The sequence below is a fragment of the Polaromonas sp. YR568 genome (assembly GCF_943369675.1).
Classification (GTDB): Bacteria; Pseudomonadota; Gammaproteobacteria; order Burkholderiales; family Burkholderiaceae_C; genus Polaromonas.
This window is the reverse complement of record NZ_CALROB020000045.1, coordinates 1-15540: the sequence shown is the minus strand read 5'-3', so window position 1 is coordinate 15540 and position 15540 is coordinate 1. Positions and strand designations below refer to the sequence as shown.

Genomic DNA, 15540 nt, shown 5'->3' with positions numbered 1-15540 from the left:
GTCAACGTGAACTGGTGCGCCAGGCCTGCGTGCGGCGGTTGATCCACCAGGCCAGCGCCATGAACAGCAAGGTGGCAATGCTCGATGCGATACCGATCAACACCGCCATGGCCGCTGCGGCGCCCATCTCGCCGGCTTCATCAAGGTTCAGGATGGCGATGGAGGCGACTTTGGTTTCGGGCGAGTAGAGAAAGACGACGGCGGAGATGGTGGTCATCGCGTTGATGAAGAAGTAGCGCGCGATGTCGACCAGGGCAGGCGTGCAGATCGGCAGTGTGACGCGCCAGAAGGTCTTGAAGAAAGGCACCTTGAGCGAGGCGCTGACGGCCTCGAATTCACCGTCGAGCGCCTTGAGCGCCGTCACCGCCGTCAGGTGGCCGGTGGTGTAGAAATGCACGATGGTGCACAGCGTGAGCAGGGTCAGCGTGTGGTACAGGCCATTGAGCGGGTTGTCGGGCGCGTTGAAAAAGAAGATGTAGCCCAGGCCCAGCACCAGGCCGGGCACGGCCATGGGCAGAATGGCCAGCATGCGCACAAAGCCGCGCAGGCCGTCCATGCCCTTGGTTTTTTCGAGCAGGTAGGCGCCGCAAAACACCAGCGCGGTGCCGAAGAAGGCCGTGCCCGCCGCCATCTTCAGGCTGTTGAGGAAACCGACGCCGACTTCCGCGTCGACCAGGCCCATGGTGTAGTGGCGCAGGCTGGGCTTGAGGTTGTAGGGCCAGAAGCTCGCGAAAGAGGCGAACACCGCCATGCCCAGCATGGCCAGCACCAGGAAGGCAATTACGCAGCAGTACAGCGTCATGGCCCAGTCATAGCCGCGCGAGGGCGTGGGCCGGTAGGGCACGGCGCGCGCCGTCAGCATGGCGGTCTGGCGCTTGCTGACGTATTTGTCGACCGCGAAGGTCAGCACGGCCGGCGCCAGCAGCAGGATGGCGACCACCGCGCCCTTGGCGAAATCCTGCTGGCCTATGACCAGCTTGAAGACGTCGGTGGCCAGCACGTTGAAGTTCCCGCCTATGACTTTCGGGATGCCGAAGTCGGTCATGACCAGCGTGAAGGTGACCAGCGCCGCGGAGATCAGGCCGTACTTGGCGCCGGGCAGCGTGATGGTGAAGAACTTGCGCCTGGCGCTGGTGCCCATGGCGTCGGCGGCTTCGTAGAGGCGCGCATCCGACAGCGTCAGCGCCGTGACCAGGATCATCAGCGCGTGCGGGAACACCGCGAAACATTCGGCCACCACGATACCGGGCGCGCCGTAGATCTGGTCTATGCCAATGCCCTGCATCCAGCCCTTGAGCACGCCCTGGTTGCCGAACCAGTAGATCAGCGAGATCGCCGACAGCAGCGAGGGCGCGAGCAGCGGGATCAGCGTGATGCCGCGAAACAGGGCCTTGTACTGCATGCAGGAGCGCGCCAGCGCATAGGCAAAACCAAAGGCCAGCGGCACGGCGACCAGCGTGACCACGGTGGAGACCCAGAGGCTGTTCCACAGGCTTTCGAGCAGCGCCGGGGTCTGGGCGTACTCGATGAAGTTGTCGAACCAGATGAAGTCGCCGGACTTGCCCAGCAGCGCCTGCTGCAGGATGGCCAGCAGCGGCGCCGCGAGAAAGGCCACCAGGATCAGGGCGACCAGTGCCAGGGCCGCGTAGGCCAGGTGGTCTATCCAGTGCACGCGCTGCTTGACGATGGGCGGCGCGGGAGGCGTGTAGACCGGCATCAGAACACCTTGATGCGTTCGGGCAGCAGCTTGAGCGGCAGCGAGGAGCCGATCTCCAGCGATTGCTCCGACAGGAAATTGAGCGAGAGGTAGACCGTGAGCTTGTGGCCGCCCAGCGCGGGCGAGGCCACGTGCACGTGGCAGAAGGAGCCCAGGAACTCGATCTTCTCGATGGTCGCGTCGAACACGTGGGCATCGCCGGGGGCAATCGGCCTGGCCAGCACGTCTTCGGGCCGCAGGTAGATCCTGGCTTCGCGGTCTCCACCGTCGCAGGGCAGGCACAGCGCGCCGAATTTCATCTGGCCGCCGCTCACCCTCACCGGCATCACATTGACCTTGCCGACGAAGTCGGCGACAAAGGGAGAAGCCGGCTCGCGGTAAATCTCCATCGGCGTGCCGACCTGCTCGATCAGGCCGTGGTTCATCACCACGATGCGGTCGGCCACGCTCAGCGCTTCTTCCTGGTCGTGCGTCACCATGATGGTGGTCACGCCCAGCTTCTGCTGCAGCGCGCGTATCTCCTGGCGCAAGCGCACGCGCTCCAGCGCGTCGAGCGCCGACAGCGGCTCATCCAGCAACAGCAAACCCGGCGAAGTGGCCAGCGCCCGCGCCAGCGCAATGCGCTGCTGCTGGCCGCCCGAGAGCTGGCTGGGGTATTTGCCTTCGCTGCCCGGCAGGCCCACGAGCTTCACGAGTTCACTCACACGTTTGGCCGCTTCAGCCTTGGGCGTCTTGCGGTTGACCAGCCCATAGGCCACGTTGTCGGCCACGCTGAGATTCGGGAACAGCGCATAACTCTGGAACACGATGCCGTAGTCGCGCAGCGCCGGCGGCAGCCGCGAGATGTCGCGCCCGCCCTGGTGTACTTCACCGGAGGTCTGCACTTCCAGCCCGGCGATGATGCGCAGCAGCGTCGTCTTGCCGCAGCCCGAAGGGCCGAGGAAACAGACAAACTCGCCCTTGCGGATGTCCAGGTTGATGTCCTGCAGCGCGGTGAAGCTGCCGAATTCCTTGCGGATATGGCGCAGGTTCAGAAAAGTGTCGTTGTTCATGCCTGGGGTCGTGCCTTGGCTGCGGCCGGGTTACTTGGACGCGATGTTGATGGGAGGCCCATGCAAGCAAACGCCGCGGAACCGGCTTTGCCGGGCCGCAGGCGTTGCCCCCTTGAGGGGGGATCCGGCTACACGAAGTGAGCCGAGACGGGGGTGGCTCACTTTTTTTCTGTTTTGGAGTTGTAGCGCTTGGTCCACTCATTGAGGATGCGCTCGCGGTTGTCGGCGGCCCAGTTGAAGTCCATCTTGACCAGGCGCGACTCATAGTCCTTGGGCACATTGGCCAGCGGCGGTGCCAGGCCGGGCTGCGCGGTGATCGCGAAGTTCTTGCCGTACAGCATCATGGCGTCCTTGCTCGAAGCCCAGTCGGCCAGCTTCTTGGCGGCGTCCAGCTTCTTGGTGCCCTTGTGGATGGCAAACGCTTCCAGGTCCCAGCCCAGGCCTTCCTTGGGAAACACGAGGTCAATCGGCGCGCCCTTGGCCTTGTTGGCGTTGCCGCGGTATTCAAACGAGATGCCGGCCAGGAATTCACCGGCGGCCGCCATGTTGCAGGGCTTGGAGCCCGAGTGCGTGTACTGGGCGATGTTTTCATGCAGCGCGTCCATGTATTTCCAGCCGCCGCCCTTGCCGTCCTTGTCGCCGAACAGCGTGAGCCAGGCGGTCACGTCGAAGTAGCCGGTGCCGCTGGAGGCGGGGTTGGGCATGACGATCTGGCCCTTGTAGATGGGCTTGGTCAGGTCCTGCCAGGTTTCGGGTATCGGGATGTTTTTCTTCTTGGCCTCGACGGTGTTGAAGCACACGGTGGCGCCCCACACGTCCATGCCGAACCAGGCGGGGACTTTTTTCTTGTCGCGGTACTGGCTCATGATCCCGTCAAGGTTGAGGGGGGCATAGGGCTCGAGCATGCCCTGCTTGTCGAGCAGCGCCAGGCTGGAGGCGGCCACACCCATGATGGTGTCGGCCTGCGGGTTGGATTTTTCGGCAAGCAGCTTGGCGGTGATCACGCCGGTGGAGTCGCGCACCCATTTGAGTTCGATGTCGGGGTAGACCTTGTTGAAGCCTTCCTGGTAGGCCTTGAGCTGGTCGGTTTCCAGCGCGGTGTACACCAGCAACTGGGTCTTCTGGGCGAAGGCGCCGGTGGTGGCGGCCAGCAGGCCAAGAAGGGCGATCGCCTTTGACAGGGATTTGAGTTGGGTAGCCAGTTGCATAAAAAATCCTTTGTGGAAAACCTGCAATGTTGTGACTTGGTCGTGTCGGGGCGGTGACACTGCGATGACACAGCCTGTGTTCAGGCACCGTCAACCCAGCTCATTTTTTATTTGACGCCGACCCTTCTATCTTGTCAATTGTTTATTGCAGATTGTTGACAATCTACATTTTTGTGCTTCAATTCAGGGCATGAACGCAGCTCTGCATCCCACCATCGCGCAGCTCCAGAACAGTTCCCTCACCACAGTGGTGCAGCAGGAGATCGAGCGCGCCATCCTTGCCGGCGAATATGAGCCCGGCAGCAAATTGATAGAAGCCACGCTGGCGGAAAAAATGGGTGTCTCGCGCGGCCCTGTGCGCGAGGCCTTCCGCATGCTCGAAGAGGCCGGCCTGGTGCGCAACGAAAAAAATCGCGGCGTGTTCGTGCGCGACATTCCCATCGACGAGGCCGTCGAGATTTTCGATTTGCGCGCGGCCATGGATGAACTTGTCGGCCGCCGGCTCGCGGAAAACATCACCGCGGCCGAGGTCAAGGAACTCAAGGCGCTTGTCGATGCCATGGAAAAAGCGGTCAAGGCGGAAGACCCGCACGCCTACCACCTGCTGAACCTCACCTTCCATGACCGCATGGTCGAGATGGCGGGCAACCGCAAACTGACCGAGATCTACCGCAAGCTCATCAAGGAGCTTTCACTGTTCCGCCGCTTGAACCTCGCGGACGGCTGGCTCATGCCGATGTCGGCCAATGAACACCGGCTGATCGTCAAGGCGATCGCCTCTGGCGACGCCGATGCGGCCGGCCGCGCGATGTTTCAGCACGTGATTGAAAGCAAGGAACGCACGATAGAAAACGATTTGCGGCGGCAGGCGGGGCAAGCAGCCGGCGCGTCCGCCAAGCCTGCCAAACCCGTGAAGCTGGTCACCAGCACCGCCGGTTCGGGCAAAGACAAAGACAAAAGCAAGGAAGGGCCATCCCGTGGCAAACGCTGAATCGAATACCGGCTTGAAAGTGAACGGCAGGACCTACAAGCTGCCGGCCGCACCCACGGTGGTGGTCTGTGTGGACGGTTGCGAGCCCGACTACCTGGCGCAGGCCGTGGCCACGGGCCAGATGCCCTGGCTCAAGCGCACGCTGGCCCTGGGCTCGGGCCTGACGGGCGACTGCGTGGTGCCCAGCTTCACCAACCCCAACAACCTCTCCATCGTGACGGGCGCGCCGCCCAGCGTGCACGGCATCTGCGGCAACTATTTGTTCGACACGGCCAGCGGCACCGAGGTCATGATGAACGACCCGAAGTGGCTGCGCGCGCCGACCTTGCTGGCCGCGCTGTCCGACGCCGGGAAGTCCCTGGCGGTGGTGACGGCCAAGGACAAGCTGCGCAAGCTGCTGGGCCACAAGATGAAGGGCATCTGCTTTTCGTCCGAAAAAGCCGACCAGGTCACGCTGGAAGAAAACGGCATCGAGGACGTGCTGGGCCTGGTCGGCCAGCCGCTGCCCAGCGTCTACAGCGCCGATTTGTCGGAATTCGTCTTCGCGGCCGGCGTGAAGATCATGCAGAAATACAAGCCCGACGTGATGTACCTCTCGACCACCGACTACGTGCAGCACAAGCATGCGCCCGGCACCGACGGCGCCAACGCCTTCTACCGCATGATGGACGGCTACCTGCAGCAGCTCGAGGACCTGGGCTGCGTGATCGTGCTGACGGCCGACCACGGCATGAACGCCAAGGTCGCCATGGACGGCACGCCCGACGTGATCTACCTGCAGGACTGGTTCGACAACTGGCTGGGCGCCAGCATCGCGCGCGTGATCCTGCCCATCACCGATCCTTACGTCGTGCACCACGGCGCGCTGGGCTCCTTCGCCACGGTCTACCTGCCCGAGGGCACGAATATCGAGGTCGCGCGCAAGCGGCTGGCGGCGCTCAAGGGCATGGAGCTGGTGCTCTCGCGCGAGCAGGCCGCCGAGCGCTTCGAATTGCCGGCCGACCGCATCGGCGACATCGTCGCGGTGTCAGAACGCTTCACCGTGATCGGCACCTCGGCTTCGCGCCATGATCTTTCCGCGCTCGAAGTGCCGCTGCGTTCGCACGGCGGCATGAGCGAGCAGCGCGTGCCGCTGATCGTGAACCGCAAGCTGCCCGGGCTGGACCGCAACCGGCGCTTTCGCAATTTCGATGCGTTTGACCTGGCGCTGAACTATGCGCAGGGCTGAGTCTTTTTCTTATTCCCTCTCCCTCTGGGAGAGGGAGCAATATCCAGGAGCGTTGTGTGACGAGTGATTACATCCGTGACCATGAACTCAACGCCATGCGCCTCGCGAGCCGCAAGGCCGGCGCCGACCGCAGCGGCGACCGCGTCATCGAAGTGTTCAACCCTTACACCGAAAAGCTGCTGGGCACCGTGCCCAAGGCCACGCTGGAGGAAGTGCGAGACACCTTCGCCAAAGCGCACGCTTACAAGCCCCGGCTGACCCGCTATGAACGCGCCGCCATCCTGAACCGCGCGGCGGCCATCATCCAGTCGCGCCTGTCCGAGGTCGCGAACCTGATCACCGCCGAAGCGGGCCTGTGCCTCAAAGACGCGATTTATGAAGCCGGCCGCGTCAGCGACGTGCTGCTGTTCGGCGCGACCGAGGTGCTCAAGGACGACGGCCAGATCTTCAGCTGCGACCTGACGCCCCACGGCAAGAAGCGCCGCGTCTACACGCACCGCTCGCCGCTGCTGGGTGTCATCACCGCGATCACGCCCTTCAACCACCCGATGAACCAGGTGGCGCACAAGGTGGTGCCCAGCATCGCGACCAACAACCGCATGGTGCTCAAGCCTTCCGAGAAGGTGCCGTTCTCGGCCATCCTGTTCGCCGACATCTTGTACGAGGCCGGCCTGCCGCCCGAGATGCTCAGCGTGATCACGGGCGACCCGCGCGAGATCGCCGACGAGCTGATCACCAACCCGCTGGTCGACCTGGTGACCTTCACCGGCGGCGTGGCTATCGGCAAATACATCGCGTCCAGGGCCGGCTACCGCCGCGTGGTGCTGGAGCTGGGCGGCAACGACCCCATCATCGTGATGGAAGACGCCGACATAGACGAAGCCTCCACGCTGGCCGTGCAGGGTTCCTACAAAAATTCGGGCCAGCGCTGCACCGCCGTCAAGCGGCTCATGGTGCACGAGGCGGTGGCGGGCGAGTTCGTCGAGCAGGTGCTGGCCAAGACCCTGGCCTGGAAGTACGGCGACCCGGCCGACAAGGCCAACGACATGGGCACGGTCATCGACGAGCAGGCCGCCATGCTGTTCGAGTCGCGCGTCAATGAGGCCGTGGCGCAGGGCGCCAGACTGCTGGCCGGCAACCAGCGCCGCGGCGCGCTGTATTCACCCACCCTGCTGGACCACGTGTCGCCGCAGATGACGGTGGCGCGCGAGGAAACCTTCGGCCCGGTTTCGCCGGTGATCCGTTTCAAGAATATCGAAGAGGCTATCCAGATCTCCAACGGCACGGCCTACGGCCTGTCGAGTGCGGTGTGCACCAACCGGCTGGACTACATCAACCGTTTTGTCAGCGAGCTGCACGTCGGCACGGTCAACGTGCGCGAAGTGCCGGGCTACCGGCTGGAGCTCACCCCCTTCGGCGGCATCAAGGACTCGGGCCTCGGCTATAAAGAAGGCGTGCAGGAAGCGATCAAGAGTTTTACCAACCTGAAGACTTATTCGCTCCCGTGGAATGCGTGACCTCTGAGGAATTCACATGCTGAGCTTTGACGACATCGAACACCTCTTTCAAGAGCGCGGCGGCGAACAATACAGCGGCGAGCCCGTGACGCAGCTGCAGCACGCGCTGCAGACCGCGGCGCTGGGCGAGGCCGAAGGCGCGAGCGATGCGCTGGTCACCGCCGCCCTGCTGCACGACCTCGGCCACCTGCTGCATGACCTGGGCGAGACGCCTTCGCTGCGCGGCGTGGACGACGTGCACCAGTACCGCGCGCTGCCCTTCCTGCGCGGCCTGTTCCCCGACGAAGTGCTGGATGCCATCAAGCTGCATGTGGATGCCAAACGCTACCTGTGCGCCACGCGGCGCGGCTACCATTCCAGCCTTTCGGCGGACTCCAAACGCAGCCTGCAGCTGCAAGGCGGCATTTTTTCGGCCGAAGAAGCCGCGCGTTTCATCGCCCAGCCCGGCGCCGGGGATGCGGTGAAGCTGCGCCTCTGGGACGACCTGGCAAAGGACGCGGACAAAGCCACGCCGCCGCTGGCCCATTACCTGGCGCGCGCGCGGCGCTGTGCCCTTCCCGCCGCAGAGTCCTCGCTTGCCGCCTGAAATCCTGGCGCTCACCTGGCCGGTGCTGTGCGCTGTGCTGTTCGGTGCGCTGCTGCACGCGGGCTGGAACGCGCTGGTCAAGTCCAGCGCCGACAAATCCATGGACATGGCGGTGATCCACCTGATCGGTTCGGTGCTGGCGCTACCGCTGGTGCTGATGGTGGGCCTGCCGCCCGTGGCCGCCTGGCCCTTCATCGGCGCTTCGGTATTGATCCACATCGGCTATTACATCGCCACCACGCAGGCCTACAAGCATGGCGACCTGGGGCTCACGTATCCGCTGATGCGCGGCGTGGCGCCGCTGCTGGTGGCGCTGTCGGCCACCTTCACGCTGGGCGAGACTTTGACGCCGCTGGCCTGGGCCGGGATCATCGGCATCTGCAGCGGCGTGCTGGTGCTGGGCCTGAGCCGCCACGCGCTGCATGCGCGCAAGGCCGTCGGCTTTGCGCTGGCCAACGCGGTCATCATCGCGATCTACACCGTGGTCGATGCACTGGGCGTGCGGGCTTCCGGCAATGCGCTGCAATACGTCGCCACGCTGTTCCTGCTCGACGGCTGGCCTTTCGGCCTCTTGATGATGGCGCGGCGCGGGCGCGCCATGGCCGACTACGCGCGCCACCGCTGGCCGGTGGCCACCGGCGGCGCAATGGCCTCGCTGGGCTCTTACGGCATCGCCCTGTGGGCCATGACACGCGCACCCGTGGCCACGGTGGCGGCGCTGCGCGAAACCTCGGTGCTGTTCGCCGTGCTGCTCGGCACCTGGTTTCTCAAAGAGGCGTTCACGCTGCGCCGCTTCATGGGCACCTGCATCATCGTGGGTGGCGTGATGGCGATACGGCTGGCCTAGCCTGGTTTTTGTTTTGATGTGAGGTCCGCACCATGAGCACCGCGACACTCCCCAGCCACGCAGAGATCATCATCGTGGGCGGCGGCATCGCCGGCTGCTCGGTGGCCTATCACCTGGCCAAAATGGGCAAGACCGACGTGCTGCTGCTGGAGCAGGGCAAGCTCACCAGCGGCACCACCTGGCATGCGGCCGGCCTGGTCGGCCAGATGCGGCCCAACCGCAACATGACGCAGATGAGCAAGTACGGCATAGAGCTTTACGCGTCGCTGGAGGCTGAAACCGGCCTGGCGACCGGCTGGAAGCAGTGCGGCAGCGTCAACGTGGCGCGCACGCCCGAGCGCATGAAGGTGCTCAGGAAGCAGGTCGCCATGGCCAACAGCTTTGGCGTGGAGTGCCACGAGATATCGCCGCAGGAAGCCGGCGACAAATACCCCATCATGCGCACCGACGACCTGCAGGGCGCGATCTGGCTGCCCGGCGACGGCAAGGCCAACCCGGCGGATTTGTGCATGTCGCTGGCCAAGGGCGCGCGCAACCGCGGCGTGAAAATGGCCGAAGGCATCGAGGTGACGGGCGTCATCACCGAGAACGGCAAGGCCGTGGGCGTGCGCACCGCGCAGGGCGAGGTGCGCTGCGAAGTCATCGTCAACTGCGCGGGCCAGTGGGCGCGCCAGTTCGGCAAGCTCGCGGGCGTCAACGTGCCGCTGTATTCGGCCGAGCATTTCTACATCGTCACCGGCAAGATCCCCGGCGTGCACCCCATGCTGCCGGTGATGCGCGACCCCGATGGCTACATCTACTACAAGGAAGAAGTCGGCGGCCTGGTGATGGGCGGCTTCGAGCCGCAGGCCAAGCCCTGGAAGATGGACCCGATTCCGGCGACCTTCCAGTTCGAGCTGCTGGACGAGGACTGGGACCAGTTCGAGCCGCTGATGACGGCCGCATTGCACCGCACGCCCTGCCTGGAGACGGCCGAGGTGAAGATGCTGCTCAACGGGCCCGAGAGTTTTACGCCCGACGGCAACTTCATCCTGGGCGAAGCGCCGGAGCTGCGCAATTTTTTTGTCTGCGCGGGTTTCAATTCGGCGGGCATTGCCAACAGCGGCGGCGCGGGCCGGCTGATGGCGGAATGGATTGTGGGCGGCGAGCCCGGCACCGACCTGTGGGACGTGGACATACGCCGCTTCGGCAGCTTCACCGGCAACCGCAAGGCGCTGGCCGAGCGCACCGGTGAAACCCTGGGCCTGCACTATGCGATGCGCTGGCCCAGGCAGGAGTTGGAGACGGCGCGGCCGCTGAGGACTTCGCCGCTGTACGACATGCTGGTGGCCAAGGGGGCGGAGTTTGGCAGCAAAAATGGGTGGGAGCGGGCGAGTTATTTCAAGCCGCTGTCACCCTCACCCCAACCCTCTCCCGCAGGCGGGAGAGGGAGCGAAGACCCAGGCGGCACATCGCAAGTTCCGGAGCCTGCAGGCGGCGACCGGTATGACCCCCTCTCCCGCTTGCGGGAGAGGGCGGGGGTGAGGGCTCCCCGTCCTCCCTACACCCTTGGCAAGCCCGGATGGCTTCCATGGATGCTCGAAGAGCAGCGCGCCACGCGCCAGGCCGTCGCGCTCTACGACCAGACATCGTTTGCCAAATACCTGCTGCAGGGCCGCGATGCGCTGGCCGTGTTGCAGCGCCTGTGCGCGAACGAGATGGACGTGCCCATCGGCAAGATGGTCTACACCGCCGTGCTCAACGAGCGCGGTGGCTTTGAGAGCGATCTGACCGTCATCCGGCAAGCGGCAGACCGCTTCCTCATCATCACCGGCTCTGCGCAGACCGTGCGTGACTTCGACTGGATCACGCGGCACATAGCAGAGGCGCAGCATGCGGTGCTGACCGACGTGTCGGCGATGTATTCGGTGCTGTCGGTGATGGGCCCGAAGGCGCGTGAGTTGCTGGCGCTCGTGAGCCCCGACGATTTGTCGCCTGAAGCGCTGAAGTTCTCGTGGACCAAAGAGATCGACGTCGGCTTTGCGCGCGTGCGCGCGGCCCGCATGAGTTATGTGGGCGGGCCGGGTTTTGAGCTTTACGTGCCGATTGAAATGGCGCGCCACGTCTACCTGGCGCTGATGGACGCCGGTAAGCCGCTGGGCATTCGCGACGCGGGCTACTACGCGCTGGACGCGCTGCGCATTGAGCAGGGCCGGCGCGCCTGGGGTGCGGAACTCGGGCCGGATGAAACGCCATGGGAAGCCGGGCTGGCTTTCAGCGTCAAGCTCGACAAGCCGGCGGACTTCATCGGCAAGGCGGCGCTGCTGCGCACACAAGGCCAACCGCTGCGCAAAAAACTGGTCACGCTGGTGTTCGACACGGCGGATGCCTTTGCCTGGGGCGGCGAGGCCATCGTGCTGGGCGGGCAATCGGTGGGCGAGATTTCGTCGGTCGGCTGGAGCCCGCTGGCCGGCGCCTGCGTGGCGCTGGGTTATGTACGCGGCGGCAGCGCCAACCAGGCGCATGCCGGCACGCCGGCGCAGATTGAGTTGTGGGGTGAGCGTGTGGGCGTGAAGCTCTACGACCGCTGGCCGCCCGCAAAATCCGGCTGAGCGCTCTTACTGGTCTTACTCGTCTTGCTCGCCCTCGGGCAAATCCATGCCGACAAAGCGCACGGCGACGCGCGTGCCCGGTGTTTGCGGGTGCCCCGGCAGGGCCGCGTCTTCAATCGAAATCGTCGCGCCGTGTTGCTTGGCAATCTCCAGGACGATCGCCAGGCCCAGGCCGGAGCCGTCCACGTTGGTGCCCAATGCGCGGTAAAAAGGCTGGAACACCAGTTCGCGCTCCGACTCCAGGATGCCCGGTCCCGAGTCTTCCACCAGCAGCACCAGCACACCGCTGAAACGGTCCGTCATCAGCCTCAGCGTGACCTGGCCTTTTTCTGGTGTGTAGTTGATGGCGTTGTCCAGCAGGTTGCGCACCAGTTCCTTGAGCAGGGTGGCGTTGCCCTCGAGCTGCGTCGCCTGTTCGCCGGCGTCGGGGCCGTCGTAGCCGAGGTCGATCTGCTTTTCGAGCGCGCGCGGCACCGAGTCGGCCATGACTTCCGAGACGATGTGCACCAGGTCGATGTGCTGCTTGGCCAGGCTGCGGCCGGTGGTCTCGGCGCGCGCCAGCGCCAGCAGCTGGTTGACGGTGTGCGTGGCGCGAATGCTGGCGCGGCCTATGTGCTTGAGCGACTTCTTGAGTTCATCGGCATCGGTCTCGCGCTGCGCGAGGTCGGCCTGCATGCGCAGGCCCGCCAGCGGCGTCTTGAGCTGGTGGGCCGCATCGGCGAGGAAGCGCTTTTGTGTGGTCAGAGAGACCTTGAGCCGGCTCAGCAAGTCGTTGATGGAGGACACCAGCGGCGCGACTTCCTCGGGCACGGCGGTTTCGTCCAGCGGGCTCATGTCGTCGGACTTGCGCGCGCGTATGCGCTTTTCCAGCTGGGCCAGCGGCTTGATGCCGCGCACCAGCGCCAGCCACACCAGCAGCACGGCCAGCGGCAGCGTGACGAACTGCGGCACCATGGTGCCCTTGACGATTTCGGTCGCCAGCGTCTTGCGTTTTTCCAGCGTCTCGGCCACCTGCACCAGCACCGGCTGGGAACTGGGCAGCGCGCCCTTCACGTCCACCTTGAGCCAGGTGTAGGCCACGCGCACGTCCTCGCCCTGGATCACGTCTTCGCGCAGCCGCACTTCGCCGTTGATGGGCTTCTCCTCATCGGGCGGCGCAGGCAGGTCGTGTTCGCCGCTCAGGTGTTCGCCGTGCGTGCCGACCACCTGGTAGTAAACGAGGTCGGTGTCGTCGGCGCGCAGGATTTCGCGCGCGGGCGCCGTCAGGGTGAACTGCACCTGGTTGTTCCTGACCACCACGAGTTTGGCCAACGCCTGCACGTTGTATTCGAGCGCGCGGTCAAAGGGCTTGCCCGCGATGTTCTGCGCCACCAGCCAGGTCAGTGCCAGGCTGATCGGCCACAGCAGCAGCAACGGCGTGAGCATCCAGTCGAGGATCTCGCCGAAGAGGCTGCGGCGTTCGCGCTGGAAGAGTCTCAGAGCCACGGGTTGGGGCGCTCCAGATCAGGGGTCTGTTGTTTTGACTCCTTCCCCCTTTGGGGGAAGGCAGGGATGGGGGCTGACGGCGGTGGATAGCTCCTGCAGTTCAGGTTTGGGAGGCCGCGAGCCCCCATCCCAACCTTCCCCCAGCGGGGGAAGGAGCAAGGGTTATTAACCGGGGATTTTCTCAAGACAATACCCAAGCCCGCGCACGGTCGCGATCCGCACCGGGCCCTTTTCAATTTTCTTGCGCAGCCGGTGGATGTACACCTCGATCGCGTTGTTGCTGACTTCCTCGCCCCATTCGCAGAGGCGTTCCACCAGCTGGTCCTTGCTGACCAGCCGGCCGGCGCGCTGCAGCAGCACTTCGAGCAGGCCGAGCTCGCGGGCCGACAGCTCCAGCATCTGGCCGTCTATGGTGGCGACGCGGCCGGCCTGGTCGTAGACCAGCGGGCCGTGCTTGATGGTGCTGCTGGCGCCGCCCATGCCGCGGCGTATCAGCGCGCGCACGCGGGCTTCGAGTTCCTGCAGCGAGAACGGCTTGGCCATGTAGTCGTCGGCGCCGTAGTCCAGGCCCTTGACACGCTCTTCCACGCTGTCGGCGGCGGTGAGGATCAGCACCGGCATGGCCGAGCCGCGCGCGCGCAGGCGCTTGAGCACTTCCAGGCCGTGCATGCGCGGCAGGCCCAGGTCGAGGATCAGCAGGTCGAATTCAGTGTTGGTGAGCAGCGCGGCGTCGGCCTCGGTGCCGCTGGCCACGTGGTCGGCCGCCGCGCCCGAGGCGCGCAAAGTGCGCAACAGGCCATCGGCCAGCACCTGGTCGTCTTCGGCAATCAGAATACGCATGGTTGTCTCCAGGGATCGGTCCGCATCAAGAGCGCTGCGAACCAGTGTTTTACTTCTTCGGCAAATTTTAGGCTTTTGTCATCCCAGGTTTGCTGACGCCAGCTGGGGTCAAGCGCCTGCATAGGCCTCCAGCCCCAGCGCCACCACGGTGGCCACATCATGCCCCACGGCCTGGCGGAACTCGTCCTCGGCCTGGCGCACCGCCTGGTGAAAGGCTTCGAGCCACAGCAGGCCCGATTCGGTGAACACCACCCGGCGCGCGCGTTTGTCGTGCGGGTCGGACTGGCGCGTCACCAGGCCCCAGGCTTCGCACTGGTCGACCAGGTCGCCCATGGCCTGCTTGCTCATGCCTGCGCTGTGCGCCAGGTCGGTGAGGCGCGAGCCGGTGACGGCCAGGTGGCGCGTGATGTGGATGTGCGCGGCGCCGACCTGGTCGCGCGCCGCCAGGTTGGACAGCGCCAGCGGCACCTCCACGCTGCCGGCCATCAGCGAGAGCACGCGCTCGTCGAAGCGGCGCAGCGCGTGGCCCATCAGGCGACCCAGGTGGGTTTGGCGCCAGCCGGCTTCGGTGGCGCCGAAAGGGCTGGACATGGAGGGCTGCATTGTCGTTTCCGGCATGAAATCATGGTAACCCATATGGTCAGGCAAACTGACTAAAAAGAGGGTTTACTTATTTTAATGACGCCCATAAAGTACTGGTCATGCATCCAGCGCTGTGATTAAAAGCAGAGGCCGGAATCCAGGCAACAAGTTTTACATCATTGATTTTCAAGGAGTTTTTCATGGAACTGACCAGCAAACTGAACCCCGCCCAAAACCCCGTGCAAACCGCCGCCCTGAACACCGAAAAGGCCAAGGCCTTGCAGGCCGCGCTGGCCCAGATCGAAAAGCAGTTCGGCAAAGGCACCATCATGAAGCTGGGCGACGGCGAAGTGATCGAGGACATCCAGGTCGTTTCCACCGGCTCCCTGGGCCTGGACATCGCCCTGGGCGTGGGCGGCCTGCCACGCGGCCGTGTGGTCGAAATCTACGGCCCGGAATCCTCGGGCAAAACCACGCTGACCCTGCAGGTCATCGCCGAAATGCAGAAGCTGGGCGGCACCTGCGCCTTTGTCGATGCCGAGCACGCGCTGGACATTCAGTACGCGCAGAAACTGGGCGTCAACCTGCAAGAGTTGCTGATCTCCCAGCCCGACACCGGCGAGCAGGCGCTTGAAATCGTCGATTCGCTGACCCGCTCCGGCGCGGTGGACCTGATCGTGGTCGACTCGGTGGCGGCGCTCACGCCCAAGGCCGAACTCGAAGGCGAAATGGGCGACTCGCTGCCCGGCCTGCAGGCTCGTTTGATGAGCCAGGCGCTGCGCAAGCTTACTGCCACCATCAAGAAGGCCAACTGCATGGTCATCTTCATCAACCAGATCCGCATGAAGATCGGCGTGATGTTCGGATCGCCCGAAACCACCACCGGCGGCAACGCG

General features: G+C 64.7%; 13 protein-coding genes. 7 read left to right on the top strand and 6 right to left on the bottom strand.

The genetic code is table 11. The features are described 5' to 3' along the window. Position 1 precedes the first annotated feature (1 nt). From ACLV8F_RS20235 to ACLV8F_RS20225, 3 genes are all read right to left on the bottom strand, one after another. Positions 2-1717, bottom strand: a complete 1716-nt coding sequence (locus ACLV8F_RS20235; RefSeq protein ID WP_411885996.1) for a putative 2-aminoethylphosphonate ABC transporter permease subunit — start codon at positions 1715-1717, stop codon at positions 2-4. Continuing rightward, positions 1717-2769 (bottom strand): putative 2-aminoethylphosphonate ABC transporter ATP-binding protein, encoded by a 1053-nt coding sequence (locus ACLV8F_RS20230; protein ID WP_411885995.1) that lies wholly within the window; start codon positions 2767-2769, stop codon positions 1717-1719. Before ACLV8F_RS20230 ends, ACLV8F_RS20235 begins: the two co-directional genes overlap by 1 nt. Before the next feature lie 158 nt (positions 2770-2927). After that, on the bottom strand, positions 2928-3977 hold the full coding sequence (locus tag ACLV8F_RS20225; RefSeq protein WP_411885994.1) for a putative 2-aminoethylphosphonate ABC transporter substrate-binding protein: 1050 nt from the start codon (positions 3975-3977) through the stop codon (positions 2928-2930). 190 nt (positions 3978-4167) lie between these two features. Between ACLV8F_RS20225 and ACLV8F_RS20220 the strand changes: the two genes are divergently transcribed. The 6 genes from ACLV8F_RS20220 (at position 4168) to ACLV8F_RS20195 (ending at position 11737) form a co-directional block, all read left to right on the top strand. Next, complete coding sequence (locus ACLV8F_RS20220) at positions 4168-4968, top strand: phosphonate utilization associated transcriptional regulator (RefSeq protein WP_411885993.1); 801 nt, start codon at positions 4168-4170, stop codon at positions 4966-4968. Further along, positions 4955-6196, top strand: a complete 1242-nt coding sequence (phnA, locus tag ACLV8F_RS20215) for a phosphonoacetate hydrolase (RefSeq protein ID WP_411885992.1) — start codon at positions 4955-4957, stop codon at positions 6194-6196. Before ACLV8F_RS20220 ends, phnA begins: the two co-directional genes overlap by 14 nt. Positions 6197-6291: 95 nt before the next feature. Beyond that, a complete protein-coding gene (gene phnY, locus ACLV8F_RS20210; protein ID WP_411886021.1) occupies positions 6292-7713 on the top strand; it encodes a phosphonoacetaldehyde dehydrogenase in 1422 nt (473 codons plus the stop codon). 16 nt (positions 7714-7729) lie between these two features. Further along, complete coding sequence (locus tag ACLV8F_RS20205) at positions 7730-8299, top strand: phosphonate degradation HD-domain oxygenase (RefSeq protein WP_411885991.1); 570 nt, start codon at positions 7730-7732, stop codon at positions 8297-8299. Next, positions 8289-9146, top strand: a complete 858-nt coding sequence (locus ACLV8F_RS20200) for an EamA family transporter (RefSeq protein ID WP_411885990.1) — start codon at positions 8289-8291, stop codon at positions 9144-9146. Before ACLV8F_RS20205 ends, ACLV8F_RS20200 begins: the two co-directional genes overlap by 11 nt. A gap of 32 nt (positions 9147-9178) precedes the next feature. Continuing rightward, positions 9179-11737, top strand: a complete 2559-nt coding sequence (locus tag ACLV8F_RS20195; RefSeq protein ID WP_411885989.1) for a GcvT family protein — start codon at positions 9179-9181, stop codon at positions 11735-11737. A gap of 15 nt (positions 11738-11752) precedes the next feature. On the opposite strand, the gene ACLV8F_RS20190 is transcribed toward ACLV8F_RS20195, so the two are convergent. The 3 genes from ACLV8F_RS20190 to ACLV8F_RS20180 form a co-directional block, all read right to left on the bottom strand. Then, positions 11753-13216, bottom strand: a complete 1464-nt coding sequence (locus ACLV8F_RS20190) for a sensor histidine kinase N-terminal domain-containing protein (protein WP_411886020.1) — start codon at positions 13214-13216, stop codon at positions 11753-11755. Positions 13217-13387: 171 nt separating this feature from the next. After that, positions 13388-14062, bottom strand: coding sequence for a response regulator transcription factor (locus ACLV8F_RS20185; protein WP_007870259.1), 675 nt, complete (start codon positions 14060-14062; stop codon positions 13388-13390). A 108-nt stretch (positions 14063-14170) separates the two neighbouring features. Further along, positions 14171-14653, bottom strand: coding sequence for a MarR family winged helix-turn-helix transcriptional regulator (locus ACLV8F_RS20180; protein WP_411885988.1), 483 nt, complete (start codon positions 14651-14653; stop codon positions 14171-14173). A 191-nt stretch (positions 14654-14844) separates the two neighbouring features. On the opposite strand from ACLV8F_RS20180, the gene recA reads away from it, so the two are divergent. Then, a partial coding sequence (gene recA, locus ACLV8F_RS20175) for a recombinase RecA (protein ID WP_411885987.1) occupies positions 14845-15540 on the top strand: 696 nt, incomplete at its 3' end.